Origin of the sequence: Aeromicrobium sp. S22 (assembly GCF_009661045.1) — a bacterium.
Taxonomy (GTDB): domain Bacteria; phylum Actinomycetota; class Actinomycetes; order Propionibacteriales; family Nocardioidaceae; genus Aeromicrobium; species Aeromicrobium yanjiei.
Genome location: NZ_WJWV01000001.1, coordinates 1,333,416 through 1,358,564 on the forward strand (window position 1 = coordinate 1,333,416; position 25,149 = coordinate 1,358,564).

The following is a 25,149-nucleotide window of genomic DNA, read 5'->3' on the forward strand; positions in this document are numbered from 1 at the left end:
CGACAAGAGAGTTGTACCGTGAGCACCATGAACACCACCCCGTTTGCCGCGACATTCACCCGGAACGACGCGGCACGATCCGGCGAGGACCGGGCCGCGATCCTGGCCGACCCGGGCTTCGGCAATCACTTCACCGACCACATGTTCCTGGCCGAGTGGACGCCCGACACGGGCTGGGCGGACGCGCGCGTCGTCCCGTACGGCCCGCTCCAGATCGACCCCGCGACCGCGGTCCTGCACTACGCGCAGGAGATCTTCGAGGGCCTCAAGGCGTACGTCCACGAGGACGGCTCGGTCTGGCTGTTCCGTCCCGAGGCGAACGCCGCCCGCATGCAGCGGTCGGCGCACCGCCTCGCGCTGCCGGAGCTGCCGATCGACTGGTTCCTCGGCTCGATCGAGGCCCTGGTCGACGCCGACCGTGACTGGATCCCGGCCGGGGGCGAGAAGAGCCTGTACCTGCGTCCCTTCATGTTCGCGTCCGAGGTCTTCCTCGGCGTCCGTCCGAGCCAGCACGTGACCTACTCGGTCATCGCCTCTCCCGCGGGTGCGTACTTCTCCGGCGGCGTGCAGGCGGTCTCGATCTGGCTCTCGTCGGAGTACTCCCGTGCAGGCAGGGGAGGCACCGGGGCGGCCAAGTGCGGCGGCAACTACGCCGCGTCCCTGCTGCCGCAGCAGGAGGCCGCCGCCCACGGCTGTGCGCAGGTTGCCTTCCTCGACTCGACCGAGCAGAAGTGGATCGAGGAGCTGGGCGGGATGAACCTGTACTTCGTCCACTCCGACGGCTCGATCGTGACGCCCGAGCTGTCGGGGTCGATCCTCGAGGGAGTGACCCGCGACTCGATCATGCAGATCGGGCGCGACCTCGGCCACGAGGTCGTCGAGCGGCGGGTGTCGATCGACGAGTGGCGCGAAGGTGCTGCCGACGGGACGATCTCCGAGGTGTTCGCGTGCGGCACCGCCGCGGTCGTCACCCCGGTCGCGTCGCTGAAGTGGGAGGGCGGCGAGGTCGTCTCCGGCGACGGCGAGCCGGGCAAGGTCACGACGGACATCCGCTCCGCGCTGGTCGACGTCCAGTACGGCCGCGCCGAGGACCGCCACGGCTGGATGCGGCGCATCTGCTCCTGAGCGCTGCTCAGCACAGTGCCATCGGTCCCGCGTCGCCGGGGCCAGGATCGGTGGCGACGGATCTGTGAAACTCTGGGTGTGACCACCGTCACGACCAAGGAGAGTCCATGTCCGTCGCCACACGTTCCGAGCATGATCTGATCGGAGACCGTGAGGTTCCTCTCGAGGCCTATTGGGGAGTGCACACACTCCGCGCTCTCGAGAACTTCCCCATCACCGGCATCCCGATCGGCACGAGCCCGTACCTCGTGGAGGCCCTGGCCGGCGTCAAGCAGGCCGCAGCCGCCGCCAACCACGATCTCGGGCTGCTCGACGACGAGCGTCACGCGGCGATCCGCGACGCGTGCGAGGAGATCCGCGGGGGAGCGCTGAGAGACCAGTTCGTGGTCGACGTCATCCAGGGCGGCGCCGGCACCTCGACCAACATGAACGCCAACGAGGTCATCGCCAACCGGGCGCTCGAGCTCATGGGGCACAAGAAGGGCGAGTACGACGTCCTGCACCCCAACGAGCACGTCAACCTCAGCCAGTCGACCAACGACGTCTATCCGACCGCGGTCAAGATCGCCGTCATCCTGGCCACGCACGACCTGCTGGCCGCGATGCAGGTGCTCGAGGACTCGTTCGCCCGCAAGGCCGACGAGTTCCACGACGTCCTCAAGATGGGGCGCACCCAGCTGCAGGACGCCGTGCCGATGACCCTCGGTCAGGAGTTCCGCACGTACTCACTGATGATCGCCGAGGACCGCGCGCGGCTCAGCGAGGCCGTCCTGCTGCTGCACGAGATCAACCTCGGGGCAACGGCGATCGGGACGATGCTGAACGCCCCGGCGGGCTACGTCGCGTCCGCGTGCGGCCACCTGGCCAGGCTGACGGGTCTGCCGCTGGAGAGCGCGGTCGACCTCATCGAGGCGACGCAGGACTGCGGCGCGTTCGTGCAGCTGTCCGGCACGCTCAAGCGGGTCGCGGTCAAGCTCTCGAAGATCTGCAACGACCTGCGGCTGCTGTCCTCGGGCCCCCGCGCAGGGCTCAACGAGATCAACCTGCCCGCGGTGCAGGCGGGGTCGAGCATCATGCCGGGCAAGGTGAATCCCGTCATCCCCGAGGTGGTCAACCAGGTCGCGTTCCAGATGATCGGCCACGACGTGACGGTGACGATGGCGGCCGAGGCGGGCCAGCTGCAGCTCAACGCGTTCGAGCCGGTGATCTGCTACTCGCTGTCGGCCGGGATCTCCCGCCTGCGCGAGGCCGTGCTGGTGCTCGCGACCCGTTGCGTCGACGGCATCACCGCGAACGCCGAGCTGCTGCGGGCCGAGGTCGAGAACTCGATCGGTCTCGTCACCGCGCTCAACCCCTACATCGGCTACGCCGCCGCGACCGAGGTGGCCAAGGAGGCGCTCGCGACCGGGCGGGGCGTCGCCGAGCTCGTGCTGGAGCACGGGCTCCTGCCGCCCGCCGAGCTCGAGGCCATCCTGCGTCCCGAGACCCTGGCCAATCTCGGCCCGCGGGCACGCGAGCGGTGAGCTGAGCCCCGCCGGCTCACGGAGCGAACAGGGCCGTGGCGGGGTCGTCGACGACCCGGACGAGAAGAACGTTCTCGTCCGGGTCGTAGTCGATCCGGACGCCCACAGCACGATCCTTCGGGGTCTCGGCGGCCGACGGGTCGCCGAGACCGTACGCGATGTCGCGCAGGGTCACGGTGGCGTCGCCCACCGGGTCGTTGGCCGGCCACTCCGCGATGAGCCGGTGGACGAGGCCGGCCAGGACCGCGCTGAACATCGCATGCTGCTGACGGGAGACACCGCTCAGGTGGATCTCGGGCAGTCCGAACGAAGCGAGACCGACGGTGCGCAGCTCACCCGCGTCGAGGTGGGCGTAGTCCGCGACGTACCACTGGGTCGCGTGCGCGAGGGACACTTCGTCGGCTCGCTCCTCGACCACGCGAGGGATCGCGAGGTCGATGACGACTCCGTCGTGCTCCTCGGCCAGGCGGAGGGCCTCGACGCGTACGTCGCGCTGCGTCGCGGCAGCGTCCTCGACGCGGCAGCTGCGCATGAGGAGCAGCTGGTGGCGGCGCGAGCTCAGCCGTTCCAACGCGGGTTCGGACGTCCCGTAGCGACGCAGCAGCTCGGGAGAGGGCGGGGGGATCAGGTCCTCGGACTCGAGCGGGGAGGCGGTCACGACGGCGTACATGACGCTCGGATCGACCGTGAGGGGAACGGGTCTGGCGGTCATAGGTCGCTCAGTCTAGACTGGCCCGCATGCAGAGCATCTCGATCATTATCGACAGGCGCGCCGGGCACTGAACCTCCAGCCCGACGCGCTGCCTCCCATCTACTGGGGGGCAGTTTTTTGTATGTAGACGGTGTCGCCCATCGAGACGGTGACCGGACGAAGGACGAAGCAGTGAGCGCAGGACACCAGCAGGCGAGCGACTTCCACGTGTACGACACGACGATGCGCGACGGTGCGCAGCAGGAGGGGCTCAACCTCTCCGTGCAGGACAAGCTCCACATCGCTCGTCATCTCGACGACCTGGGTGTCGGTTACATCGAGGGCGGGTGGCCGGGCTCGAACCCCAAGGACACCGAGTTCTTCGCGCTGGCCGCCAAGGAGCTCGAGCTCAAGAACGCGACGCTGGCCGCGTTCGGCGCGACCCGTCGGGCCGGCGTCGAGGCGTCGCAGGACCCCCTGCTCCAGGCCCTGCGCGAGTCCGGCGCGTCCGTGGTCACGGTGGTCGCCAAGAGCCACGACCGGCACGTGACCGAGGCGCTGCGCACGACGCTCGAGGAGAACCTCGCGATGGTGCGCGACACCGTGACCTACCTCCGCGAGGGGGGACAACGCGTGTTCGTCGACATGGAGCACTTCTTCGACGGCTACCGGGCCAATCGCGACTACGCCCTGGAGGTCGTGCGCGCGGCGGGCGAGGCGGGAGCCGAGGTCGCGGTGCTGTGCGACACGAACGGCGGGATGCTGCCGCACTGGGTCAGCGAGATCGTCGCGGACGTCGCGACCACGGGCGTACGCCTCGGGATCCACGCCCACAACGACACCGGGTGCGCGGTCGCCAACTCGATGGCGGCCGTCCAGGCCGGCGCGACCCACCTGCAGGGGTGCATCAACGGCTACGGCGAGCGGACCGGCAACGCCGACCTCGTGACCTGCGTGGCCAACCTCGAGCTCAAGCTCGGCATGACGGTCCTGCCCGAGGGCAGCCTGGCCGAGTCGACGCGCATCTCGCACGCGATCTCCGAGATCACCAACTACCCGCCGCACGCACGCCAGCCCTACACGGGGGTCTCGTCCTTCGCGCACAAGGCCGGCCTGCACGCGAGCGCGATCCGGGTGGACCCCGATCTCTACCAGCACATCGACCCCGCGCTCGTCGGCAACGACATGCGGCTGCTGGTCTCGGAGATGGCCGGGCGCGCGACGATCGAGCTCAAGGGCAAGGAGCTGGGCTACGACCTGGCGGGCGACCCCGAGCGGCTCGGCCGGGTCACCGACCGGGTCAAGGCCATGGAGCGGGCCGGCTACACGTTCGAGGCGGCCGACGCCTCGTTCGAGCTGCTGCTGGCCGAGGAGATGGACGGGGTGCGTCCCTCGTTCTTCGACGTCGAGTCGTGGCGCGTGCAGGCGGAGTCGCGGCGCGGTGACGCGGCCGTCGCGGAGGCCACGGTCAAGCTCGTCGCCGGTGGAGTACGCCTCGCGGTGATCGGCGAGGGCAACGGACCGGTCAACGCCTTGGACCACGCGCTGCGCCAGGCCATCGAGCAGGTCTATCCCGACGTCGCGCGCTTCCACCTGACCGACTACCGGGTCCGCATCCTCGACCAGGGGCACGGCACCGACGCGATCACCCGCACGCTCATCGAGACCACCGACGGCAAGGACGTCTGGGTCACGGTCGGCGTCGGGGCCAACATCATCGAGGCGTCGTGGGAGGCGCTCGTCGACGCGCTCACGTACGGCCTGCGCCTGCACGGCGTGCGTCCACGCATCAACGACTGATCCGGCGTTGCGGGGACGCCCCGGCGCTGCGACGGTGGACGGATGAGCGCACGTGGTCGGAGGCTGACGATCTTCCTGCCCGTGCTCGTCACGCTCGCCCTCGGGGTGCTCGTGGGTCTCCTCGTCGTGGTGCAGGCTCAGCGCCAGAACGCCCAGGTCGTCGAGGCCGACGACGTGGCCACGCAGTACCTGGCCGACGTGAGCACCTTCCGCTCCGAGGTCGGCCGGGAGGTGCGCGGCGTACGGCAGGCCGATCCGGGCGACCTGCGCCGGGTGCTGCGCAAGGCCGTCGCGGACCCCCCGGAGCTGGGTGACGCGCCCTCGTACGGGACCGAGCGCTCGGAGGTCTGGCAGGAGGCCGTTGCCACCCAGCAGGCGCTCCTGCAGCCGTACCGTCGGCTCGACCGGACGCTCCGACGCGCGGACGTCGCGCTCGCGTACATCGAGACTGCGCGCAAGGTCCTCGGGATGCGGGCCAGCGACTACGTCGGCACCGGTGTCCTCAGCGACAGCGCGGCCGTCCGCGCCCGCCTCATACCGGCCTTCGCGCGGGCCAGGGCGGAGCTCGACTCCGTCCGCGTGCCGCAGGGGCAGCAGAGGCTGGCGGCCACGGTCCGGGGAGCCGTGCAGTACGTGATCGACCAGGCCACCGCCCTGGCCGACAGCGTCGAGGCCAACCGGGGCTTCTCGTTCACGTACGCCGAGCAGTTCCAGACCGCGATCGACGCGGTGGACGACTACGCGACGGTCGTGAACGGCGACGTCGCCGAGGCGATCAACGCCGTGACCGATCCGGGCTAGTCCGCGGCCGGGGGAGTGCGGCGCATCGGGACGTGCTCGATGCCGGCCTCCATGAAGTTGTCGCCCGTCCGCACGTATCCGTAGCGCCCGTACCACTGCTCGAGGTACGCCTGGGCGTTGAGCTCGATGGGCTCGTCGCCCCAGAGCCGGTGGCACTCCTGCATCAGCGAGCCCGACAGACCCTTGCCGCGCTGGTCCTTGCGGGTGCACACCCGGCCGATGTGTCGCACGCCGTCCTCGACGTACGAGCGCAGATAGCTCGTGGGCCCCTTGTCGTCGGCGAGCCACAGGTGCGTCATCGTCGGCAGCAGGTCGCGGTCGTCGACGTCCTCCTCGTCGCACTGCTGCTCGACCGAGAACACCGCGTCGCGGATCTTCCAGATGTCGTAGACGTCCTGTGCGGTCATCTGGTCGCCGGTCACGATGCGGATGCTCATGGGATGAGCCTAGGAGGTGGCGACGAGCAATCCCCTGCGGCGTCGGACCGGAACCGACATGATGGCCCGGACGGCGAGGAGAGCTCATGGACGGTCCAGAAGTGGTGAGCAGCGTCTCCCGGTGGGAGTGGGACCGCACGAGGGAGACCGTGACCCGCGTGCTGGGCCGCGCGAAGAAGGTCACCTGGGTGTCCGCGCTCGCGATCAGCATCGTGCTGGTCTCGACGGGCTGGGTGTTCACGACCGGCATCCTGCGCGAGTCCGCGGTGATCTACGGCGTCCTGGGCGGAATCCTGTGCGGCTATCTGCTGCGAGCCGCGTACGTCGGGGCGGGTGTGCGACGAGCCGTCGCCCCGGTGAAGGCCGCGATCGTCCCGGACGCGGTGCAGCGGGCGTCCGAGGCGCAGCTCGTGTCGCTGGTCGTCAACGGGGGATCGATGTTCGAGCCGTACGTCCTGCTGCGCGCAGTGGCCGGTGACGCGCTCGTGGAGATCACCCGCGAGGACCTGGCCGCGCAGGACATGCCGCGACCGGGGTTCTGGCAGCTGCTCATGACGGGACCGGACGGCAGCTACTACGACGACGGCAGCGGCACGATGTCCCGGCCGGCCGACCACCTGTCCGGCGACCTCGGGAGTGGCGGGGGCGACGGCGGCGGCTCGTGATCGCCCCTGCGCGGTCTCGGGCCCGCGCTTCGCAGGCGGCGGCAGGATGTGGCAATCTGTCTGCGACAGACCGTTCCTGTTGGGGAGGCACGCGATGACGATGTTCACGTTCGAGGCGGTGGTGGCTGACATCACGGCGTCCGCAACCGGCATGACCGGTGCGGCCGACACGGTCAAGGCGGCCGATCCCACGGCCGGCCTGAGCAGTGTGAGCACGGCGCTGCCCGGGAGTGCCAGTGCTGCCGCTGCCACCACGTTGTCGACCGCTTGGACCGAGCGGTTCACCACGTGGGCGACCGACGCCGCATCGCACGCGACCGCGCGGACCAACAGCGCCTCGTCCTACACGCGCGCCGACCACGACGCGTCCATGCGGATGCAGGCCAACTCCGTCGCGAACCGTGGCCCGGCCATGGCCCAGGCGCAGTGAGGACCAGGCCATGGTGACCATCGCGGAGCTGCTGACGTGGGAGTCAGCCTCGCTCGACACCGCCGCCGACGGGTTGTACAGGACACGGCGCGACCTCGTCGACCTGCAGGACGAGGTCGACGACTCCCGTGTGCCCCTGTCGTGGCAGGGCGATGCCGCCACCGCGGCCTCGCAGCAGCACGCTGCGCTCGTCGACCGCCTGCGGGACGCGACGGCAGAGGTGGCCAAGGTCGCAGCCTCGCTCGACCTGGCGGGCAGTGACATCGCCGCCGCCCGCAAGGACCTCGAGGGCGCGATGGACACCGCGAGCAAGCACGGGTTCACCGTCGACACGACAAGCGGTGAGGTCACCGACCCCAAGACGTACGACGACGAGTCGATCTTCGAGCGCATGTCGGAGGAGATCACGCTCACCGCCGTAGCGGCGCAGATCTCGGCCGCGCTGACGAAGGCGGCGGAGGCGGACGCCGATCTCGCCCGCGCGATGACGGCGGCGGCGAACGGGACGATCGACGGAGGCAACGGGTCGCTCGGCGATGCCGGCGACCAGCTGCCGGCCGGTCTGGACGGCATGACGCCGGAGGAGATCGCCGCCAAGTACGGCGAGGACGTCGTGATCGACTCCCTCCGTGCGTGGCTGGGGGTCGAGGCCGAGCTCGCGACGTGGGAGATCGAGGGGTATGCCGAAGCGCAGTACCAGGTAATGGGCGACGGCAAGGTGGTGATGGCCCTGACCCTCGAGGCGGGTCTCGGTCGAGAGATCGAGGTCGCGGGTGCCGAGGTGGACGCGTCCGCGGGCGGCACGACGACGCTGGAGCTCACCTTCAAGGACCAGGCCGAGGCGGACGCGTTCCTCGACGGGCTGGACGACGCCGCCAGCGATCTGGGCCTGACCGACATGGGCAACGTCCCGGGCGCAGTGGCCTCGAACGTCGCCAACTACGTCATGGACCAGGACATCACGAGCTTCCGGACGGGCGTGTACGGAAAGGTCGGCACCGAGTTCGACACCGCCGTGGCGCAGGGCGAGGCCGAGGGCCGGATGGACGGCTATTACGACTGGGTCTCCGAGCAGTACGGCATCACCATCGCGGCGTCGGCCGACGCGAGCCTCGGCGGCCAGGACTCCGGCCTCTCAGGCTCGGCCTCCTTGTCCGGTGACATCAAGTTCGACGGGGACGGCATGTCCTCGGCGGTGCTGGAGGGTCGCATCAGCGGCGCTCTCGCGAACGACAAGCTCGACGTCAACCTTCCCGCGAGCACCTCGACCGGGCAGGCGGTCGATGTCCGCCTGACGATGGACGAGGACAACCCGAAGTTCGACGAGTTCAAGTCGGCCATAGCATCAGGTGATGTCGATCGAGCGGTCGACATCGCGTACAGCGACGCCGACGTCGTGGTCCGCTCGACCACGCTCGAGACCTACGCCAGCGAGGAGCACGAGGTGGACATCAAGGTCGCCGAGCTCGAGGTGGAGTACGGAGCCGAAGGTGAGCTGGCCAACCGGATCTGGGTCCGGGAGGGCGGCCAGGGCTATTGGGTCGACATCGATCCTGAGGCGGCGCGGCGATGACGGGGGCGGAGGCGATCGACCTGGCCCGCGTGCTTCTCGGTCCGGTCAGCCTTCCCGTTCCCGCTGGGGTGCGGCCGCGACAGGTCGAGGCCCCGTTGGGTCACCTGTGGCACTGGCAGGGCACGGGTGAGCCGCTGCTGAGCCTGCTCGTCGGCGTCCGCGAGACTCGCCTCGGCACTCCGCGCGGTCCCGAGCGCGCGCTGGGTCCGGCGCTCGACGAGCTGTCGGACCGGGTGGACGAGATCGTCGAGGTACGGCGCCCGGTCGAGCTCGCGGTCGACGGCGCGCTGGGTTCGAGCGCTGCCGTCGTCACCGCGGTGCTCGGCGGACGCGAGGCGCGCATCGCGCTCGTCACGAGCACCGACGGAACCTGGATGCATCGTGTCGAGATCGCAGTTCTCGACACGGAGGCCGGCCGGGCGACCCTCGAACAGGTTCTGGGGGCGATCCAGGTCCACCCGTGGGAACGCCCGGCGTGAAAGGTTGCTTGTTGGTCCTGGCGTTCGCCGTGATCGGCGTGGGGGTGATGATCGGGATCGCCATCGCCGTGGAGCGAACGGGCAGCTCGAAGAACGAGCCGCTGACGCAGTCGACGAGCCAGGTCGAGTTCACGGAGTACGAGCCCGAGACACGCACCAGCAGCAGCGGCGGGGCCGGTCGCAGCACCGTCGAGGGAGCCAACGTCGAGTACCGCTACAGGGCAGGGGGTCGATGGTTCGAGAGCTCGGGCCCGATCTGGCGGCCGCTGTCAGGGCTGTCGGACAAGACGGTGTGCTTCGATCCCGACGATCCCGCCCGCCACGTGCTCCGCGGCAACGCGGAGGCAACGTGTGGTGAGGGCAATCTCGGCAAGGTGCGACGTTCGAAGGAAGTGTCGCCATGACCAGCGCGAGCACCAGGTGCGTGCGCCCGTCGCTCGCGACCCTGGAGGAGAAATGATGACCGGACTCTCGACCTGGACCCGTCTGGCGGGCGGCGTGGTGGCGGCGGTTCTGACCGTGTCCCTCGCGTCGTGCAGCGATTCGGAGAAGGAGCAGAAGCCCGCTGCCGGCGCTTCGAAGACCGCCGCAGAGGAGGGCTATCCGTATGACACCTCGGACGTGGGCGACGACCTGCTCGTCGAGAAGCGTTCCAGCTCGTCCTTCGGGGGTAACGCGCCGGCGTCGTGGCGGTTCCCCGCGTTCTATGCGAACGGGACGACGGACGAGACCTCGACCACGACAGAGGTGGACGGGGTGACGTTCGGGCTCCTGGCGGTGGCGAGCACCGGCAGCACCCCCCGCAAGAAGGCCGAGGAGTACGCCACACGGCTGGACAAGGGCACGGAGATCGTCCAAGAGGTCAGTCTCGGCGGCCGGGACTGGGTGGCTGTCGTAGACGACGGCAAGGTGCTCACCCGGGTCCTGTTGCTGACCGGCTTCCCCGGGGGAGTCACCGCCGGGGCCGTCCTCACTGCTGACGTCCCGCTCGCGGACGTCCCGCCCGAGCGCATCGACGAGCTGCACCAGATGGCTCAGTCGATCCAGATCGAGGCCGGCAGCTCGAGATGACTGGGCGAGCTGGGTGGGCCCGGCGCGGGGTGATGAGTGTCGTGGCTGCAGCGCTGAGCGTGTCGCTCGCGTCGTGCAGCGGCTCCGAAGCCGATGACAAGCCCCAGGCGGCTGCGACGACGGCGGCCGAGGAGGGGTATCCGTATGACACCTCGAACGTGGGCGAAGATCTGCTTGCCGCCGAGCGGACCAGCCACACCTTCAGGTTCGGCGGGGACTCGCCGATCGTGTGGCGGTTTCCGGCGTCCTACGCGGCAGGCAAGGCGGACGAGACATCGAGCTCGATCGAGACCGGCGGGGTGCAGTACGAGATCCGGGTCGTCACAGGCATCGGCACGTCCCCGAGGGAGCAGGCCGAGGAAAGTGCGAAGGGCCGCGGCGCAGCGATGTATGAGGTCCGACTGGGTGGCCGGGACTGGCTCGCCGTGGTCGACGACGGCGAGGAGCTCAGCATTCTCACGCTCTTCGGATCGTTCCCCGGGGGGGTGGTCAACGGGGCCCTGCTCAGCGCCAGCGCCCCGCTCGCGGACGTTCCTCCCGAGCGCATCGACGAGCTGCACCAGATGGCGCAATCGATCGAGGTCAAGGCCGGCTGACGCCTCGGCTGCCGGCTAGGGGCAGTTCGAGCAGGTGCCGAAGATCTCGAGGGTGTGGGCGACGTCGCGGAAGCCGTTCTCGCCGGCGATCTTGTCGGCCCAGCGCTCGACGGTCGGCCCCTCGACCTCCACCGTGCGCCCGCACGAGCGGCAGACCAGGTGGTGGTGGTGGCCTGCGCTGCACTGGCGGTAGAGCACCTCGCCGTCGTCGTTGCGCAGGGCGTCGACCTCGGCGGCCTCGGCCAGGACCTGCAGGCTGCGGTAGACCGTCGAGAGACCGACGGACTCACCGCGCTGCTTGAGGATGTCGTGGATCTCCTGCGCGCTGGCGAAGCCGTCGAGATCCTCCAGGATCGCGACGACGGCACGACGCTGCCGGGTGTTGCGGGGTGCTTCGACCATGACTTCTCCTCAGAGAGAACCTATCCGGTGGCGGCGCGCTCGTCCTCGGCTCACGACCATCGCCGTGAGCGAGGCGATGACGAAGATCGCCAGCGCGATCATGACGATCGTCGGCCCGGGCTGCGTGTTGATCTCGTAGCTCGTGACGAGGCCGCCGACCGCCGCGACGAGGCCGATCGCCATGGCCGCCAGGTGCGTCGTGCGGAAGCTGCGGGTGAGCTGCTGGGACGCCGCGACCGGGACGACCATCAGCGCCGACACCAGCAGCAGGCCGACGGTGCGCATCGCGACGGTGATCGTCACGGCGGCGAGGACCGCGATAAGGATGCTGTAGAGCCGGACGGGCACGCCGCTGACCTTGGCGTGCTCCTCGTCCTGGCAGACGGCGAACAGCTGCGGCGAGAGGCCGAGTGACAGGACGACGACCAGCAGCCCCAGCACGCCGACCAGCACGAGATCGCCGTTGGAGACTGTCGTGATGGCGCCGAACAGATAGCCGTTGAGGGAGTTGGCGCTCTCGTCGGCCAGGTTCGTCAGCAGCACTCCGCCCGCGATGCCGCCGTAGAACAGCATCGCGAGGGCGACGTCGGCGCTGGTACGTCCGTACATCCGCAGCAGCTCGATCACGACGGCCCCCAGCGCCGCGACGACGACAGCCGTCACGGTGGGAGCGATGCCGGTCAACAGACCCAGGGCGACGCCGGTCAGGGCGACGTGCCCGAGACCGTCGCCGAGCAGGGCCAGCCGGCGCTGCACCAGGAAGGTGCCGATCGCAGGCGCGGCCAGGCCGGTGAACACGGCGGCCACGAGGGCGCGCCGCATGAACTCGTAGTCCAGCAGCTCGATCATGCGCCCACCGGATTCGGGCTGAAGCCGTCGGGATGGTCGGGCTGGCCGCCGTGGCGGTGCACGTGGGTGAGCTGCTCGTCACGGATCGCGTCGCAGGGTCCGGAGTACTCGATCTCGCCGTCGTGCAGCACGATCGCCCGGTCGATCAGCGGACGCAGCGGGCCGAGCTCGTGCGCGACCAGCAGCACAGACGTCCCGTCCTGCACCAGGCTGCCGAGCAGCTCGGCCAGTGACTCCTGGTTGTCGTGGTCGACGCCGGCGGTCGGCTCGTCCATGATCAGCAGCTCGGCCTCGGACGCCAGCGCACGGGCGATCAGGGCGCGCTGCTGCTGGCCGCCGGACATCTCGCTGACCGAGGACCGGCTGCGGTCCGAGAGGCCCACACGGTCGATGGCTGCGTCGACCGCGGCGACATCGGCCGCGGTGCGCCAGCCGAAGAACCGGCGGCGCGCCAGGCGTCCGCTCATCACGACCTCACGGACCGTGGCCGGGACACCGGAGACGGCGCGGGTGCGCTGCGGGACGTAGCCGAGACGCTGACGGTCGCGGAAGCGGTCGAGCGGGGTGCCGAACAGCTCGATCGAGCCGGAGCTGATCGGGACGAGCCCGACCGCGGCGCGGACCAGCGTCGACTTGCCCGAGCCGTTGGAGCCCAGCAGCGCGACGAACTCGCCGGCAGCGACCTCGAGGTCGACATGACGCAGGACGGGACGGCCGTCGAGGGCGACGCCGACCCCCCTGACGACCAGTGGTGGGGCTTGGCTCACTGGCACGAGTTCGCCTTCTTCAGGGTGTCGAGGTTGCGGCGCATGAGCGTCAGGTAGGTCTCGTCCTTGGTCTGGTCGGACAGGCCTTCGATGGGATCGAGCGTAGCGGTGGTGGCTCCGGTCTCCTTCGCGATGGTGTCGGCGATCGCGGGGCTGACGAGCTCCTCGGTGAAGATCGTGGTGATCTTCTGGGCGCGGACGAGCCGTGAGATGTCGCCCAGCTGGGACGGAGAGGGCTCGTTGCTCGGGTCGAGCCCGGCGATCGCGACCTGCTTGAGGTCGTAGCGCGCCGCGAGGTACTGGAAGGCGGCGTGGCTCGTGACGATCGTGCGGGTGCGGCAGGCACGGAGGCCTGCCGTGAAGTCCTCGTCCAGCGCGGTGAGCTCGTCGACGAGCCGGTCGGCGTTGGCCTGGTAGTCGGCGGCGTGCTCGGGATCGATCCTGGACAGCTCGGTCGACACGGCCTCGGCCAGGGCGCTCATGGTCCGGGGATCCAGCCAGGTGTGCGGATCGGTGTCGCCGTGGTCGTGGCCGTCGTCCGCGTGGTGCTCGCCCTCCTCCTCCGACGGGTTCGGCAGCAGCTCGACCAGCGACGCGACGTCGATCGTGTCGTCGTCGGACCGGCCGGCCTGGTCGACGGCCTGGTCGACCGCGGCCTGGAAGTCTTCTTGGTAGATGACGAGATCGGCGTCCTGCACGGACGCGACCTGCTTGGGCTTGAGCTCCAGATCGTGCGGCTCGGTGCCCGGCGCGGTCAGGTTGGTGACGTCGACGGCCGATCCGCCGACCCGCTCGGCGACGAAGGCGAAGGGATAGGACGAGGCGACGACGGACGCCCGGCCGTCATCCTGCGCGCCCCCGCCACACGCGGTGAGCACCGCGAGGAGAGGGACCGTGGCGAGCAGGAGGCGGGACTTGTTCATGAGAATGATTTTCAACCAGAGTGAGAATCATTGTCAAATCTGCGCCGGCGGTGCGTACCGCGCCGAGGGGACGGGGGACACCCGCCGCTAGGCTTGAGGCCACCCTCGGGCGTACGTCATCACGATGTCGTGCACAGGCCCGCCGACACCCAGCCGGATTGGAACATCCCCTCATGGCATCCACAGTCGACAACGTCATCAGCCTCAGCAAGCGCAGGGGATTCGTCTACCAGTGCGGCGAGATCTACGGCGGCACCAAGTCGGCGTGGGACTACGGACCGCTCGGCGTCGAGCTCAAGGACAACATCAAGCGCCAGTGGTGGCGCTCGATGGTGCAGGGCCGCGACGACGTCGTGGGCCTCGACTCCTCGGTCATCCTGCCGACCGATGTCTGGAAGGCGTCCGGTCACCTGTCGGCGTTCGTCGACCCGCTGGTCGAGTGCCGCAAGTGCCACAAGCGCTACCGCCAGGACCACCTGCAGGAGGCGTACGCCGAGAAGAAGGGCATCGACGACCCCGACTCGGTCGACATGACCCTCATCGTGTGCGCGAACTGCGGCACCCGCGGCGAGTGGACAGAGCCGCGGATGTTCAACGGCCTGCTCAAGACGTTCCTCGGCCCGGTCGAGTCCGAGGAGGGCCTGCACTACCTGCGCCCCGAGACCGCCCAGGGCATCTTCATCAACTTCCTGCAGGTCATGACGACCGCGCGCAAGAAGCCCCCGTTCGGCATCGGCCAGATCGGCAAGAGCTTCCGCAACGAGATCACGCCGGGCAACTTCATCTTCCGCACCCGCGAGTTCGAGCAGATGGAGATGGAGTTCTTCGTCGAGCCGGGCACGGACGAGGAGTGGCAGGAGACCTGGATGAAGATCCGGATGGACTGGTACACCGGACTCGGCATCAACCCGGAGAACCTGCGCTTCTTCGAGCACCCCGCCGAGAAGCTCTCGCACTACTCCAAGCGGACCGTCGACATCGAGTACCGCTTCGAGTTCGCCGGCTCCACCTGGGGTGAGCTCGAGGGCATCGCGAACCGCACGGACTTCGACCTCAAGACCCACGCCGAGCACTCGGGCAAGGACCTGCAGTACTTCGACCAGGCGACCAACGAGCGCTGGACGCCGTACGTCATCGAGCCGGCGGCGGGCGTCAACCGCTCGATGATGGCCTTCCTCATCGACGCGTACGTCGACGAGGAGGTGCCCAACGCGAAGGGTGGCACCGACAAGCGGACCGTGCTGAAGCTCGACAAGCGCCTCGCCCCGGTCAAGGCCGCGGTGCTCCCGCTGTCGCGCAACGAGGAGCTGTCGCCCAAGGCGCGCGCGCTGGCCGCCGAGCTGCGGGGGTTCTGGAACGTCGAGTTCGACGACGCCCAGGCGATCGGCAAGCGCTACCGCCGCCAGGACGAGATCGGCACGCCGTACTGCATCACGGTCGACTTCGACACCCTGGACGACCAGGCCGTGACGATCCGCGATCGCGACACGATGCAGCAGGAGCGCATCGCGCTCGACCAGGTGACCTCGTGGCTCGCGGCGCGCCTGCCGGGCTGCTGAACCTCTCGTGCCGCACAATCGGCGCGTGAGGACACGAAGGATCGCAGCTGTCGCGGCGGCCGCCGCGCTGGTGCTCGGCGGCTGCTCCTCGGGCTCCGAGGACAAGCCGAAGGCGTCGAAGGAGACCACCGCCCCGGCGGGGTTCGACGTGCCGCCGGGCGTCAAGCTGACATCGGGCGGCACCAGGCTCGACGAGGGGAAGCCCGCGACGGTGGTGCACCAGGTCGGTGACCGCGCCGCGAGCGCCGTCACGGTCCGGGTGCTGAAGGTCAAGAAGGGCTCGATCAAGGACTTCCGGTTCTTCTCCCTCGACGCGGAGACCCGGCGGTCCACGCCCTACTACGTCACGGTCAAGGTCACGAACGACGGGCCGGCCGGTCTCGGCGGTGCTGCGCTTCCGCTCTTCGTCCGCGACGACAGCAACACCCAGCTCCCGGCCAACGACATCGTCGGGACGTTCAAGCCGTGCCCGCGCTCGACGCTGCCCAAGAGCTTCCTGCCCGGCGCGTCGGCGCGGCTGTGCCTGGTCTACCTCGTCCCGAAGGGGCGCTCGCTGGTCTCGGTCGACCTGCAGACCGGTGCGGCCAAGGACGCCATCACCTGGCGACCCTGAGCGTCCCGGCAGCACGGGTGCCGGAGGCGTTCGTTCGTGGGCGACAATGGAGGCATGTCGATCGCCACGATGCCCCGCACGCTGCGGCTGGGTGACCTCGAGGTCGCCACGCCGGTGGTGCTCGCCCCGATGGCCGGCGTCACCAACGCGGCGTTCCGCCAGCTCTGTGCGGAGCAGGGCGCAGGTCTGTACGTCTGCGAGATGATCACGTCGCGCGGGCTCGTCCAGGGCGACAAGACCAGCCTCGCGATGCTCACGTTCGCACCCAACGAGACCTTCCGCTCGGTGCAGCTGTACGGCGTCGACCCCGAGACGATCGGACGTGCGGTGCAGATCCTGTGCGACGACCACGGCGTCGACCACGTCGACCTCAACTTCGGCTGCCCCGTCCCCAAGGTGACCCGCAAGGGCGGGGGAGCGGCCCTGCCGTGGAAGGACGTGCTGCTCGGCGAGATCCTCACCAAGGCGGTCGCCGCGGCCGCACCGTACGGCGTCCCCGTGACGATGAAGACCCGCAAGGGCATCGACGAGGACCACCTGACGTACCTCGACGCGGGTCGCATCGCCGAGGACACCGGCTGTGCCGCGATCGCGCTGCACGGGCGCACCGCGGTGCAGCACTACTCGGGCCGCGCGGACTGGGAGTCGATCGCCGAGCTGAAGTCGTCGGTCGGCATCCCGGTGCTCGGCAACGGCGACATCTGGGAGGCCGCCGACGCGATCCGCATGGTCGAGGAGACCGGCTGCGACGGCGTGGTCGTCGGTCGCGGCTGCCTGGGCCGACCGTGGCTGTTCCGCGATCTCGCCGCGGCGTTCGCGGGCGAGACCGTCGTCGGCCTGCCGCGTCTCGGAGAGGTCGCGGCGGTCATGCGTCGCCACGCCGAGCTGCTCGCGGGCATCATGGGCGAGGAGCGCGGCTGCATCGAGTTCCGCAAGCACATCGCCTGGTACCTCAAGGGCTTCTCCGCCGGCAAGGACGTCCGCAGCCGCCTCGGCATGGTGTCGTCGTTCGCCGACCTCGACGACCTGCTGGGACGGCTCGACCCGGACGAGCCCTACCCGGTCGGCGAGCTCGGGACGCCTCGCGGGCGCCAAGGCACGCCCAAGAAGGTCTCGGTTCCGGACGGCTGGCTCGACTCGCGATCCATCTCCGCCCCGCTCGACCCGCTCGCCGAGGACGCCACGTCCGGCGGATAATCTTTGCGTTCGGACGCGACGCAGCGCCCTTGCGACGATGAGAAGGACACCTCATGCCTCTGCCCTGGACCCTGCACGGTGACGGTCGGACGATCACGGACGGGGAGATCGTCGCCCCGGGTGAGCGGCTGAGCTGGCCGCGGACGATCGGCTTCGGCGCCCAGCACGTCGTCGCGATGTTCGGCGCGACGTTCCTGGTGCCGATCCTGACCGGCTTCCCGCCGTCGACGACGATCTTCTTCTCCGGCGTGGGGACGCTGCTCTTCCTGATCCTGACCGGCAACCGGCTGCCGAGCTATCTCGGCTCGTCGTTCGCCTTCCTCGCGCCGATCGCGGCGGCCAAGGGGGGCGGGGACGACATCGGCGCCGCGCTGTTCGGGGTGCTGGCGTGCGGCGTCATGCTCGCGCTGATCGGTGTCATCGTCATGTGGACGGGGACCGGCTGGATCCAGTCGCTCATGCCGCCGGTCGTCGCCGGCTCGATCGTCGCGCTGATCGGTTTCAACCTGTCAGGGGCCGCAACGGACAACTTCGAGCAGGCTCCGTGGACCGCGCTCATCACCTTGACCGTGGTGCTGCTGGTCGCGGTGTTCGCCCGGGGCCTCGTGGCCCGGCTGTCGATCGTGGTCGGTGTCCTCGCCGGCTACGTCGTGGCGGCGTTCGCGGGGGCGCTGGACTTCACCGAGGTCGAGAAGGCCGCGTGGATCGGTCTGCCCGACTTCCAGTCGCCCGACGTGGTCTGGTCGGTGCTGCCGTCGTTCCTGCCCGTCGTCCTGGTGCTGATCGCCGAGAACGTGGGGCACGTGCGCAGCGTGGCCCAGCTGGCCGACGACGACACGATCAACGACACGACAGGACGGGCGCTGCTCGCCGACGGCCTGGCCACGACCCTCGCCGGCGCCGCTGGCGGTTCGGGCACCACGACGTACGGCGAGAACATCGGCGTCATGGCCGCGACGCGCGTCTACTCCACCGCCGCCTACTGGGTCGCCGGCATCCTGGCCATCCTGCTCGGGCTCTCGCCCAAGATCGGCGAGGTCATCCGCACCGTGCCCCCGGGCGTGCTGGGCGGCGTGACGGTCGCGCTGTACGGACTCATCGGCATCATCGGCATCAAGATCTGGCTCGACAACAACGTCGACTTCTCGCTGCCGGTCAACCAGTTCACCGCGGCAGTTGCCCTGGTCATCGGCATCGGCGACCTGCGGATCACGGTCGGCGACATGGAGTTCACGGGCATCGCGCTCGGCGCCATCGCCGCGATCGTCGTCTTCCACGTCATGACCGCGGTCGAGAAGGCCAGGTCCCGCTGACCCCTGCCCCGCCCCCGGGGCGGTGGATCCTCCACCGTATGAGCGCCTAACCGGCCTCATACGGTGGCGTACGCACCGCGCCCCGGGCTTTCGGTGGCGTACGCACCGCGCCCCGGGCTTTCGGTGGCGTACGCACCGCGCCTCGGGGGTCAGGTGCGGGAGGCGCGGGCGCGCTCGAGCTGGGCGACGAGGGCGGCGCGCGCGTCTCGCTCGTCGAGGTGCCGGCCGTCGGCGTCAACCGGACCCTTCGGCGTGTGCACCTCGACCGTTGCGACGCGCAGCCGGCGCTGGAGCGGACCCTGCCGCAGCTCGACCGACTGGGTCTTGGAGTGGGGGACGATGCTCGTGCGGCGCTCGATCCACCCCTCGTGGGCGATGAACGCGGTCCGGTCCGCCGCGATCCACCTGTTGCGCCACCCGACCGGTGCGAACGGCCACGACCGCCGGGGCGCCCGTGTGCGGACCAGGTCCTCGGTGCGAGCACCGGGGATGAGCATCTCGATGACGGCCGCGGCGAGCACGCGGTCCGCGATCGGCAGCAGGATCGAGGAGGAGCTGTCGTCCTGCTCGGTCTCCCGGTCGGCATAGCCGGCCACGTCGACCTCGAGCCGCTGCCAGCCCAGGCGTCGCCAGACGAACGGCTCCCGCACCGCGATGCCCTGCACGCGGGCGAACGGGATGGTCTGGGACGTCCGCGAGAGCAGGCCGCGCTCGATGCGCAGACCTCGCTCGCCCCTGGAGAGCGTGAAGTCCCACTGCTGGACCACGCGTCGCGCGACGATCTGCGCGAGCCAGGACGCCAGGGGCAGGACGCCGCCGAGCAGCACGACGACCTGGCCGAACCAGATCATCGTCACGACGAGGACGACCGAGCCGACCGCGGCGACGAGGAAGTCCAGGGACAGGATCGTCCCGAGGATCACGCGCTCGGGGGGCACGACCGTGAACACGGCCCTGTGCTCGTCCGGCGTCGTCGTCGCGTCGCCGTGCGCACGCGACAGCAGGACGCGTCGCAGCTCGTGGGCGTCCGCCACCCGCAGGAACCGCAGCGAGGTCCGGGAGTCCTTGCCCCCGGCCATCTCGACCCGCAGCTCCGCGAGACCGAGCACCCGCGCCACGAGCGGTTGCGCGATGTCGACCGACTGGATCCGCTCGTACGGGATCCGGCGCGACGACTTGGTGAGGACACCGGAGTTGATCCGCAGCTCGGTGCCGTCGATCACGTAGCGGGTGAAGCGCCACGTCACGAAGCCCAGGAGCAGGCCGAGGACCAGCCCGCCGCCGAGCGCCACGAGCAGGCTGACGAGCGGGCTCAGCTCACCCCAGCCGTCGCCCGTGACGAGCGAGCTGATCAGCCCCGCCGTCGCGGCAGCGGCCCAGAGGGCGCCCTGCACGACGGCGGTGAGGGGATGGGTGCGCAGCCCTGTCGCCTCGGGGGCGGCCACGTCAGAGTCCGGCGCCACGGGTCTCGCCGAGATCGGTCAGCCGGTTGCGCAGCCGGGTGGCCTCGTCGGCCGGCAGCCCCGGGATCTGCGCCGCGGTCTCGGGGCTCGCGGTGTGCAGCGTGACCGTCGCGATCCCGAACGCCCGCGCGACCGGTCCGGCCTGGACGTCGACGAACTGCATCCGTCCGTAGGGGATCGCGACGAGCCGCTTGAACATGACGCCGCTCGTCACCAGGAGGTCGTCGACGTTCTCGGCGTAGCCCCAGCTGCGCTGGTTGCGACCGGCCCACACCCAGGTCCAGACCATCCCTGCGAGCCCGCCGATCGCGAGGGCACCGCCGAGCACGGTGACCCACGTGTCCAGGGGCAGCAGGACCAGGATCACGCCGATCAGTGCGACCGCGGCGACCAGCGGGACGAGCAGGATGCGGCGGACGGTGGCGAGCCGTGGGGAGACAGGCTGCCACGTGCCCTCGACCGGGGCGAAGAGTCCGTCCATCACGCCAGCGTAGCCACGAGGACCTCAGTTGACCTGGACGTGTCGAAAGTGGGAGACTGCGAGACGCAGATCATCGTTTTCTGCCCTTCACCTCAGTCCTTTTCTTGCGGAGAACAACCATGGCCAAAGCCCTTTTCGGACATCTCGGTGGACCCACCCCCGGGCAGCTCCAGGAGACCGCGGCACTGCGTCGGCGGATCACGGACCTCGAGAACGAGGTCCTGCGCCTCAAGGTGGAGAACGACGGACTGCTCGCGGCGCTGCGTGAGCAGGTCGACCTGGTGACTGCCGGCGACCTCGCCGAGCCTCTCGCCCGCTGACGTTCGGCCACACTAGGGTGGCTCCCAACCGTCGTACGTAGGAGCCGCGTTGTACCTCAAGAGCCTCACACTGCGTGGGTTCAAGTCCTTCGCCTCCTCGACGACCCTCCAGCTCGAGCCCGGCATCACGTGTGTCGTGGGCCCCAACGGCTCCGGCAAGTCCAATGTCGTCGACGCCCTCTCCTGGGTGATGGGCGAGCAGGGCGCCAAGTCCTTGCGCGGCGGCAAGATGGAGGACGTCATCTTCGCGGGCACGTCCGGCCGCCCGCCGCTCGGTCGCGCCGAGGTCGTGCTGACGATCGACAACTCCGACGGCGCCCTGCCGATCGAGTACACCGAGGTCACGATCTCGCGCACGATGTTCCGCAACGGCGGCTCGGAGTACGCGATCAACGGCAGCACCTGCCGCCTGCTCGACGTCCAGGAGCTGCTGAGCGACTCGGGCATCGGCCGCGAGATGCACGTCATCGTGGGCCAGGGGCAGCTCGACAGCGTCCTGCGGGCGACGCCCGAGGAGCGCCGCGGTTTCATCGAGGAGGCTGCGGGCGTCCTCAAGCACCGCAAGCGCAAGGAGAAGGCGATCCGCAAGCTGGACGCCACGCAGGGCAACCTGACCCGCCTCAACGACGTCCTCACCGAGCTGCGTCGCCAGCTCAAGCCTCTGGGCCGCCAGGCCGAGGTCGCCCGGCGTGCTGCGGTGATCCAGGCCGACGTGCGTGACGCCCGCGCCCGCCTGCTCGCCGACGACATCGTCACCGCGCGCACGACGATCGCCGAGGAGCTCGCCGACGAGACGGCGTTGAAGCAGAAGCGGCAGGCGGTCGAGCAGGCCATCGCGGCGGCCCGCGAGCAGGAGACCGAGCTCGAGGACCGCCTCCGTGAGGACTCGCCGCGGCTCTCCGCGGCGCAGGAGACCTGGTACACCCTCTCGGGGCTGCGCGAGCGGATCCGTGGCACGGCGGGCCTGGCCAATGAGCGCGTACGCCTGGCCGCCGTGGAGTCCGACGACCGCCACGTCGGGCGCGAGCCCGAAGAGATGGAGGCCGAGGCGCGCCGCGCCCAGGAGCAGCACGCGCAGCTGAGCGCGAGCGTCGCCGCGGCCACCGAGGCGCTGGCCGCGGTCATCGCCGAGCGCAACGAGGCCGAGGCGACCTACACCGCCGAGGAACGTCGGGTCGCGGGTCTGCTGCGGGCCGCCGCCGACCAGCGCGAAGGTCTCGCCCGGCTCCACGGACAGGTCAACGCCCTCAGGAGCCGCGCGACGGCCGCCGGCGAGGAGATCGGGCGGCTGACCGCGGCCCGCGACGAGGCCGAGGCTCGTGCGGCCGAGGCACAACGGCAGTTCACCGCCCTGGAGAACGAGATCGCAGGGCTCAACGCGGGGGAGTCCGGGCTCGACGAGGAGCTCGAGGCGGCTGAGGCCGATCTCTCCGCGGCCACCGCCGTGATCGCGGCCCTCGGCACGCAGGTCCAGGACGCCGAGCGCCAGCAGGCGGCGCTGACGGCGCGCAAGGAGGCGCTCGAGCTCGGCCTCGCGCGCAAGGACGGAGCGGGGGCGCTGCTCGCGGCGACCGACGAGATCAGTGGCCTGCTCGGCTCGGTCGCAGCGCTGCTGACGGTGCGCGGCGGCTTCGAGACCGCGATCGCGGCCGCACTGGGCTCGGCCGCCGACGCGGTCGCGGTCGACCACCTCGACACCGCGGTGTTGGCGATGGAGAAGCTCAAGTCCGAGGATCTCGGTCGCGCCGGCATGCTGCTGGGCGGCGGCGAGGTCGACGACTCGACCTGGCCCGGGCTGCCCGACTTCGCGACGTACGCGGTCGACGTGGTCGAGGGACCCGACGCGCTGCAGGGAGCCCTGCGCCGGCTCCTGTTCAAGGTCGCGGTCGTCGACTCGCTCGAGCAGTCGCAGGAGGTCGTCCGGCTGGCCCCCGACGTCACGGCCGTGACCCGCGAGGGTGATGTGCTCGGGGCGCACTTCGCCGCCGGCGGCTCGACGTCCAAGCAGAGTCTCATCGAGGTGCAGGCGGCGATCTCGAAGGCGGAGCAGGACCTCGCTACCGCGGTCCACACGCTGGAGCGCCTGCGGTTCGAGCAGGAGACGGGCGAGAACGCCCGCGCGGCCGCGCAGGAACGGGTCGACGCCGCGTTGAGCCAGCTCCACGAGTCGGACGCCACGATGGCCGCCGTCGCCGAGAAGCTCGGCCACCTGGGCGCCACGACGCGTGGCGCGCGGGGCGAGGCCGAGCGCCTCTCCGCGGCGATCACCAAGGCCGAGGAGGCCATGGCCGGCGATCTCTCTGGCCTGCAGGAGCTCGAGGAACGGCTCGCGCAGGCCGAGTCCGCGCCCGAGGAGGAGCCCGACACGGCCCTGCTGGAGGAGCTCGCCGAGAAGGCGTCCGCCTGCCGTCGCGCGGAGACCGAGGCGCGGCTGTCGCTGCGCACCAACGAGGAGCGGGCCCGCGCGCTCGAGGGCCAGGTGACGGCTCTGTTCGAGGCCGCCGAGGCCGAGCGGCAGTCCCGACGCCGCGCGGCCGAGCGTCGCGCGCGGCAGCTGCGTGAGGCCGAGACGGCCCGCGCGGTCATCCTGGCGAGCGACCAGGTCCTGGCCAGGCTCGAGCAGTCGATCGCGACGGCGTCCGCGCTCCGCACCGAGATCGAGGCCTCGCGCTCGGGGCGTGAGGAGACGCTGCGCAGTGTCCGCGCCCGCCTGCGTGACCTGTCGACGCAGCTCGACGGGCTCACCGACTCGGTGCACAAGGACGAGATGGCCCGCGCCGAGCTGCGGCTGCGCCTGGAGGGCCTGGAGGCGCGTGCGCTGGAGGAGCTCGGCCTCGAGGTCGAGACCCTCGTCGCAGACTACGGGCCCGACCAGCTGGTCCCTCCGATCACCGTCGAGGGCGAGGACGACTCGCTGCCCACCGAGCCCGTGCCGTACGACCGCGAGACCCAGGTCAAGCGGCTGCGCACCGCCGAGCGGTCGATGGCGATGCTGGGCAAGGTCAACCCCCTGGCGCTCGAGGAGTTCACCGCGCTGGAGGAACGGCACCAGTTCCTGTCCGAGCAGCTCGACGACCTGCGCAAGACGCGACAGGACCTGCTCGACATCGTCGAGGAGGTCGACGCGAAGGTCGAGCAGGTCTTCACCGAGGCCTGGTACGACGTGGAGAGCGCATTCCAGCACGTCTTCAGCCGGCTGTTCCCCGGCGGCGAGGGCGCCCTCGTGCTGACGGATCCGCAGAACATGCTGACCACCGGCATCGACGTCGAGGCCCGTCCGGCCGGCAAGAAGGTCAAGCGGCTGTCGCTGCTGTCCGGTGGTGAGCGCTCGCTCGTTGCGGTCGCGTTCCTCGTCGCGCTGTTCAAGGCCCGGCCGAGCCCGTTCTACATCCTCGACGAGGTGGAGGCGGCGCTCGACGACGCCAACCTCGGCCGCCTCCTCGAGCTCTACGAGGAGCTGCGCGCCAACTCCCAGCTCATCGTGATCACGCACCAGAAGCGCACGATGGAGGTCGCCGACGCGCTCTACGGTGTGTCGATGCGCGGCGACGGAGTGTCGGCGGTCATCAGCCAGCGCCTGCGCGAGGAGGAGCCCGCATGAGGGACGAACCGCGGCTGCGCACCGACTTCACGGTCCTGCGCACGATCACGACGCGCTGGGAGGACGAGGACGTCTACGGGCACGTCAACAACGTCGTCTACTACTCCTACTTCGACACCGCGGTCAACGGCTTCCTCATCGAGGCGACGGGCACCGACATCCGGCGCCTCGACGCGGTGGGCCTGGTCAAGGAGACCCGCTGCGAGTACCTGCGCGAGCTCAACTTCCCCGGTGACGTGCAGGCCGGCCTCGCGGTGACCAGGCTCGGCACCTCGAGCATCGTGTATCGCATCGCGCTGTTCCAGGGCGATGACGAGCCCGCGGCGATCGGTCAGTTCGTGCACGTCTACGTCGACGCCGAGGCGCGCACCGTCACGCCGATCCCCGACGTGATCCGCGACGCCGTGGCCCCGCTGGTCGTGTGAGGCGACTCGCCGGGCGTCCCGGTCGGCGAACCGCGTAGGGTCCGA

At 70.2% G+C, this 25,149-nt stretch carries 26 protein-coding genes; 18 read left to right on the forward strand and 8 right to left on the reverse strand.

Annotated elements, in window-relative coordinates; genetic code table 11:
• The first annotated feature begins 27 nt into the window (after positions 1-27).
• A complete protein-coding gene (locus GEV27_RS06560; protein ID WP_153933724.1) occupies positions 28-1,125 on the forward strand; it encodes a branched-chain amino acid aminotransferase in 1,098 nt (365 codons plus the stop codon).
• 107 nt (positions 1,126-1,232) lie between these two features.
• Positions 1,233-2,648, forward strand: coding sequence for an aspartate ammonia-lyase (gene aspA, locus GEV27_RS06565; protein ID WP_153653332.1), 1,416 nt, complete (start codon positions 1,233-1,235; stop codon positions 2,646-2,648).
• A gap of 16 nt (positions 2,649-2,664) precedes the next feature.
• Here the strand turns inward: aspA and GEV27_RS06570 are convergent, their stop codons facing one another.
• Positions 2,665-3,360, reverse strand: a complete 696-nt coding sequence (locus tag GEV27_RS06570) for a hypothetical protein (protein WP_153653330.1) — start codon at positions 3,358-3,360, stop codon at positions 2,665-2,667.
• 171 nt (positions 3,361-3,531) lie between these two features.
• Between GEV27_RS06570 and cimA the strand changes: the two genes are divergently transcribed.
• Both cimA and GEV27_RS06580 read left to right on the forward strand, forming a co-directional pair.
• Positions 3,532-5,139 carry a citramalate synthase gene (gene cimA, locus GEV27_RS06575; RefSeq protein WP_309222076.1) on the forward strand — a complete coding sequence of 536 codons (1,608 nt, stop codon included), beginning with the start codon at positions 3,532-3,534 and terminating at the stop codon, positions 5,137-5,139.
• 42 nt (positions 5,140-5,181) lie between these two features.
• Positions 5,182-5,940, forward strand: coding sequence for a hypothetical protein (locus GEV27_RS06580; RefSeq protein ID WP_153933725.1), 759 nt, complete (start codon positions 5,182-5,184; stop codon positions 5,938-5,940).
• Here the strand turns inward: GEV27_RS06580 and GEV27_RS06585 are convergent.
• The gene (locus tag GEV27_RS06585) at positions 5,937-6,377 is read right to left on the reverse strand and encodes a GNAT family N-acetyltransferase (RefSeq protein ID WP_153653327.1); all 441 of its coding nucleotides are present in this window, start codon (positions 6,375-6,377) and stop codon (positions 5,937-5,939) included. The genes GEV27_RS06580 and GEV27_RS06585 overlap by 4 nt on opposite strands.
• A gap of 86 nt (positions 6,378-6,463) precedes the next feature.
• On the opposite strand from GEV27_RS06585, the gene GEV27_RS06590 reads away from it, so the two are divergent.
• The 7 genes from GEV27_RS06590 to GEV27_RS06620 all read left to right on the forward strand — a co-directional run bounded on the left by GEV27_RS06590 (position 6,464) and on the right by GEV27_RS06620 (position 11,191).
• Positions 6,464-7,042: a hypothetical protein gene (locus GEV27_RS06590; RefSeq protein WP_153933726.1), complete on the forward strand. Its 579-nt coding sequence runs from the start codon at positions 6,464-6,466 to the stop codon at positions 7,040-7,042.
• A gap of 94 nt (positions 7,043-7,136) precedes the next feature.
• Positions 7,137-7,472, forward strand: coding sequence for a hypothetical protein (locus tag GEV27_RS06595; RefSeq protein ID WP_153910409.1), 336 nt, complete (start codon positions 7,137-7,139; stop codon positions 7,470-7,472).
• Between the two features lie 10 nt (positions 7,473-7,482).
• Positions 7,483-9,045, forward strand: coding sequence for a hypothetical protein (locus tag GEV27_RS06600; RefSeq protein WP_153653321.1), 1,563 nt, complete (start codon positions 7,483-7,485; stop codon positions 9,043-9,045).
• Entirely contained in the window at positions 9,042-9,524 is a 483-nt protein-coding gene (locus tag GEV27_RS06605; protein WP_153910412.1) for a hypothetical protein, read from the forward strand. The genes GEV27_RS06600 and GEV27_RS06605 overlap by 4 nt, the downstream gene beginning before the upstream one ends.
• An 11-nt stretch (positions 9,525-9,535) precedes the next feature.
• Positions 9,536-9,928: a hypothetical protein gene (locus GEV27_RS06610; protein ID WP_153653318.1), complete on the forward strand. Its 393-nt coding sequence runs from the start codon at positions 9,536-9,538 to the stop codon at positions 9,926-9,928.
• A gap of 55 nt (positions 9,929-9,983) precedes the next feature.
• Positions 9,984-10,595, forward strand: a complete 612-nt coding sequence (locus GEV27_RS06615) for a hypothetical protein (RefSeq protein ID WP_153933727.1) — start codon at positions 9,984-9,986, stop codon at positions 10,593-10,595.
• Positions 10,596-10,636: 41 nt separating this feature from the next.
• The gene (locus GEV27_RS06620) at positions 10,637-11,191 is read left to right on the forward strand and encodes a hypothetical protein (RefSeq protein WP_153933728.1); all 555 of its coding nucleotides are present in this window, start codon (positions 10,637-10,639) and stop codon (positions 11,189-11,191) included.
• 15 nt (positions 11,192-11,206) lie between these two features.
• On the opposite strand, the gene GEV27_RS06625 is transcribed toward GEV27_RS06620, so the two are convergent.
• Genes GEV27_RS06625 through GEV27_RS17710 form a run of 4 tightly spaced genes read right to left on the reverse strand, consistent with a single transcriptional unit; the run spans position 11,207 to position 14,132 of the window.
• Positions 11,207-11,593: a Fur family transcriptional regulator gene (locus tag GEV27_RS06625; protein ID WP_153653313.1), complete on the reverse strand. Its 387-nt coding sequence runs from the start codon at positions 11,591-11,593 to the stop codon at positions 11,207-11,209.
• 9 nt (positions 11,594-11,602) lie between these two features.
• The gene (locus GEV27_RS06630) at positions 11,603-12,442 is read right to left on the reverse strand and encodes a metal ABC transporter permease (RefSeq protein ID WP_153653311.1); all 840 of its coding nucleotides are present in this window, start codon (positions 12,440-12,442) and stop codon (positions 11,603-11,605) included.
• The gene (locus GEV27_RS06635) at positions 12,439-13,215 is read right to left on the reverse strand and encodes a metal ABC transporter ATP-binding protein (RefSeq protein ID WP_309222077.1); all 777 of its coding nucleotides are present in this window, start codon (positions 13,213-13,215) and stop codon (positions 12,439-12,441) included. Before GEV27_RS06635 ends, GEV27_RS06630 begins: the two co-directional genes overlap by 4 nt.
• Positions 13,206-14,132, reverse strand: coding sequence for a metal ABC transporter substrate-binding protein (locus tag GEV27_RS17710; protein WP_228764924.1), 927 nt, complete (start codon positions 14,130-14,132; stop codon positions 13,206-13,208). Before GEV27_RS17710 ends, GEV27_RS06635 begins: the two co-directional genes overlap by 10 nt.
• Positions 14,133-14,305: 173 nt before the next feature.
• Between GEV27_RS17710 and GEV27_RS06640 the strand changes: the two genes are divergently transcribed.
• Genes GEV27_RS06640 through GEV27_RS06655 form a run of 4 tightly spaced genes read left to right on the forward strand, consistent with a single transcriptional unit; the run spans position 14,306 to position 18,814 of the window.
• Positions 14,306-15,691, forward strand: a complete 1,386-nt coding sequence (locus GEV27_RS06640; RefSeq protein WP_153653306.1) for a glycine--tRNA ligase — start codon at positions 14,306-14,308, stop codon at positions 15,689-15,691.
• Between the two features lie 25 nt (positions 15,692-15,716).
• Positions 15,717-16,304: a hypothetical protein gene (locus GEV27_RS06645; protein ID WP_153933730.1), complete on the forward strand. Its 588-nt coding sequence runs from the start codon at positions 15,717-15,719 to the stop codon at positions 16,302-16,304.
• Positions 16,305-16,358: 54 nt separating this feature from the next.
• Entirely contained in the window at positions 16,359-17,501 is a 1,143-nt protein-coding gene (gene dusB, locus GEV27_RS06650) for a tRNA dihydrouridine synthase DusB (RefSeq protein ID WP_153933731.1), read from the forward strand.
• A gap of 53 nt (positions 17,502-17,554) precedes the next feature.
• Positions 17,555-18,814, forward strand: a complete 1,260-nt coding sequence (locus tag GEV27_RS06655; protein ID WP_153653300.1) for a uracil-xanthine permease family protein — start codon at positions 17,555-17,557, stop codon at positions 18,812-18,814.
• Between the two features lie 149 nt (positions 18,815-18,963).
• Here the strand turns inward: GEV27_RS06655 and GEV27_RS06660 are convergent, their stop codons facing one another.
• On the reverse strand, positions 18,964-20,277 hold the full coding sequence (locus GEV27_RS06660; RefSeq protein ID WP_153933732.1) for a PH domain-containing protein: 1,314 nt from the start codon (positions 20,275-20,277) through the stop codon (positions 18,964-18,966).
• On the reverse strand, positions 20,261-20,758 hold the full coding sequence (locus GEV27_RS06665; protein WP_153653296.1) for a PH domain-containing protein: 498 nt from the start codon (positions 20,756-20,758) through the stop codon (positions 20,261-20,263). Before GEV27_RS06665 ends, GEV27_RS06660 begins: the two co-directional genes overlap by 17 nt.
• Before the next feature lie 119 nt (positions 20,759-20,877).
• Between GEV27_RS06665 and GEV27_RS06670 the strand changes: the two genes are divergently transcribed.
• Genes GEV27_RS06670 through GEV27_RS06680 form a run of 3 tightly spaced genes read left to right on the forward strand, consistent with a single transcriptional unit; the run spans position 20,878 to position 25,104 of the window.
• Positions 20,878-21,078, forward strand: a complete 201-nt coding sequence (locus GEV27_RS06670; protein WP_153653294.1) for a hypothetical protein — start codon at positions 20,878-20,880, stop codon at positions 21,076-21,078.
• Between the two features lie 49 nt (positions 21,079-21,127).
• Complete coding sequence (gene smc, locus GEV27_RS06675; protein ID WP_153933733.1) at positions 21,128-24,679, forward strand: chromosome segregation protein SMC; 3,552 nt, start codon at positions 21,128-21,130, stop codon at positions 24,677-24,679.
• Positions 24,676-25,104 (forward strand): thioesterase family protein, encoded by a 429-nt coding sequence (locus GEV27_RS06680; protein ID WP_153933734.1) that lies wholly within the window; start codon positions 24,676-24,678, stop codon positions 25,102-25,104. The genes smc and GEV27_RS06680 overlap by 4 nt, the downstream gene beginning before the upstream one ends.
• The last annotated feature ends 45 nt before the right edge of the window (positions 25,105-25,149 follow it).

Coding starts and splice junctions, on each gene's coding strand:
- GEV27_RS06580 (WP_153933725.1), top strand. CDS start 5,182: ATGAGCGCACGTGGTCGGAGGCTGACGATCTTCCTGCCCGTGCTCGTC.
- GEV27_RS06605 (WP_153910412.1), top strand. CDS start 9,042: ATGACGGGGGCGGAGGCGATCGACCTGGCCCGCGTGCTTCTCGGTCCG.
- GEV27_RS06600 (WP_153653321.1), top strand. CDS start 7,483: ATGGTGACCATCGCGGAGCTGCTGACGTGGGAGTCAGCCTCGCTCGAC.
- GEV27_RS06625 (WP_153653313.1), bottom strand. CDS start 11,593: ATGGTCGAAGCACCCCGCAACACCCGGCAGCGTCGTGCCGTCGTCGCG.
- GEV27_RS06670 (WP_153653294.1), top strand. CDS start 20,878: ATGGCCAAAGCCCTTTTCGGACATCTCGGTGGACCCACCCCCGGGCAG.
- GEV27_RS06590 (WP_153933726.1), top strand. CDS start 6,464: ATGGACGGTCCAGAAGTGGTGAGCAGCGTCTCCCGGTGGGAGTGGGAC.
- GEV27_RS06595 (WP_153910409.1), top strand. CDS start 7,137: ATGACGATGTTCACGTTCGAGGCGGTGGTGGCTGACATCACGGCGTCC.
- GEV27_RS06665 (WP_153653296.1), bottom strand. CDS start 20,758: ATGGACGGACTCTTCGCCCCGGTCGAGGGCACGTGGCAGCCTGTCTCC.
- GEV27_RS06560 (WP_153933724.1), top strand. CDS start 28: ATGAACACCACCCCGTTTGCCGCGACATTCACCCGGAACGACGCGGCA.
- GEV27_RS17710 (WP_228764924.1), bottom strand. CDS start 14,132: ATGAACAAGTCCCGCCTCCTGCTCGCCACGGTCCCTCTCCTCGCGGTG.
- dusB (WP_153933731.1), top strand. CDS start 16,359: ATGTCGATCGCCACGATGCCCCGCACGCTGCGGCTGGGTGACCTCGAG.
- aspA (WP_153653332.1), top strand. CDS start 1,233: ATGTCCGTCGCCACACGTTCCGAGCATGATCTGATCGGAGACCGTGAG.
- GEV27_RS06680 (WP_153933734.1), top strand. CDS start 24,676: ATGAGGGACGAACCGCGGCTGCGCACCGACTTCACGGTCCTGCGCACG.
- GEV27_RS06585 (WP_153653327.1), bottom strand. CDS start 6,377: ATGAGCATCCGCATCGTGACCGGCGACCAGATGACCGCACAGGACGTC.
- GEV27_RS06570 (WP_153653330.1), bottom strand. CDS start 3,360: ATGACCGCCAGACCCGTTCCCCTCACGGTCGATCCGAGCGTCATGTAC.
- GEV27_RS06640 (WP_153653306.1), top strand. CDS start 14,306: ATGGCATCCACAGTCGACAACGTCATCAGCCTCAGCAAGCGCAGGGGA.
- GEV27_RS06615 (WP_153933727.1), top strand. CDS start 9,984: ATGACCGGACTCTCGACCTGGACCCGTCTGGCGGGCGGCGTGGTGGCG.
- GEV27_RS06655 (WP_153653300.1), top strand. CDS start 17,555: ATGCCTCTGCCCTGGACCCTGCACGGTGACGGTCGGACGATCACGGAC.
- GEV27_RS06630 (WP_153653311.1), bottom strand. CDS start 12,442: ATGATCGAGCTGCTGGACTACGAGTTCATGCGGCGCGCCCTCGTGGCC.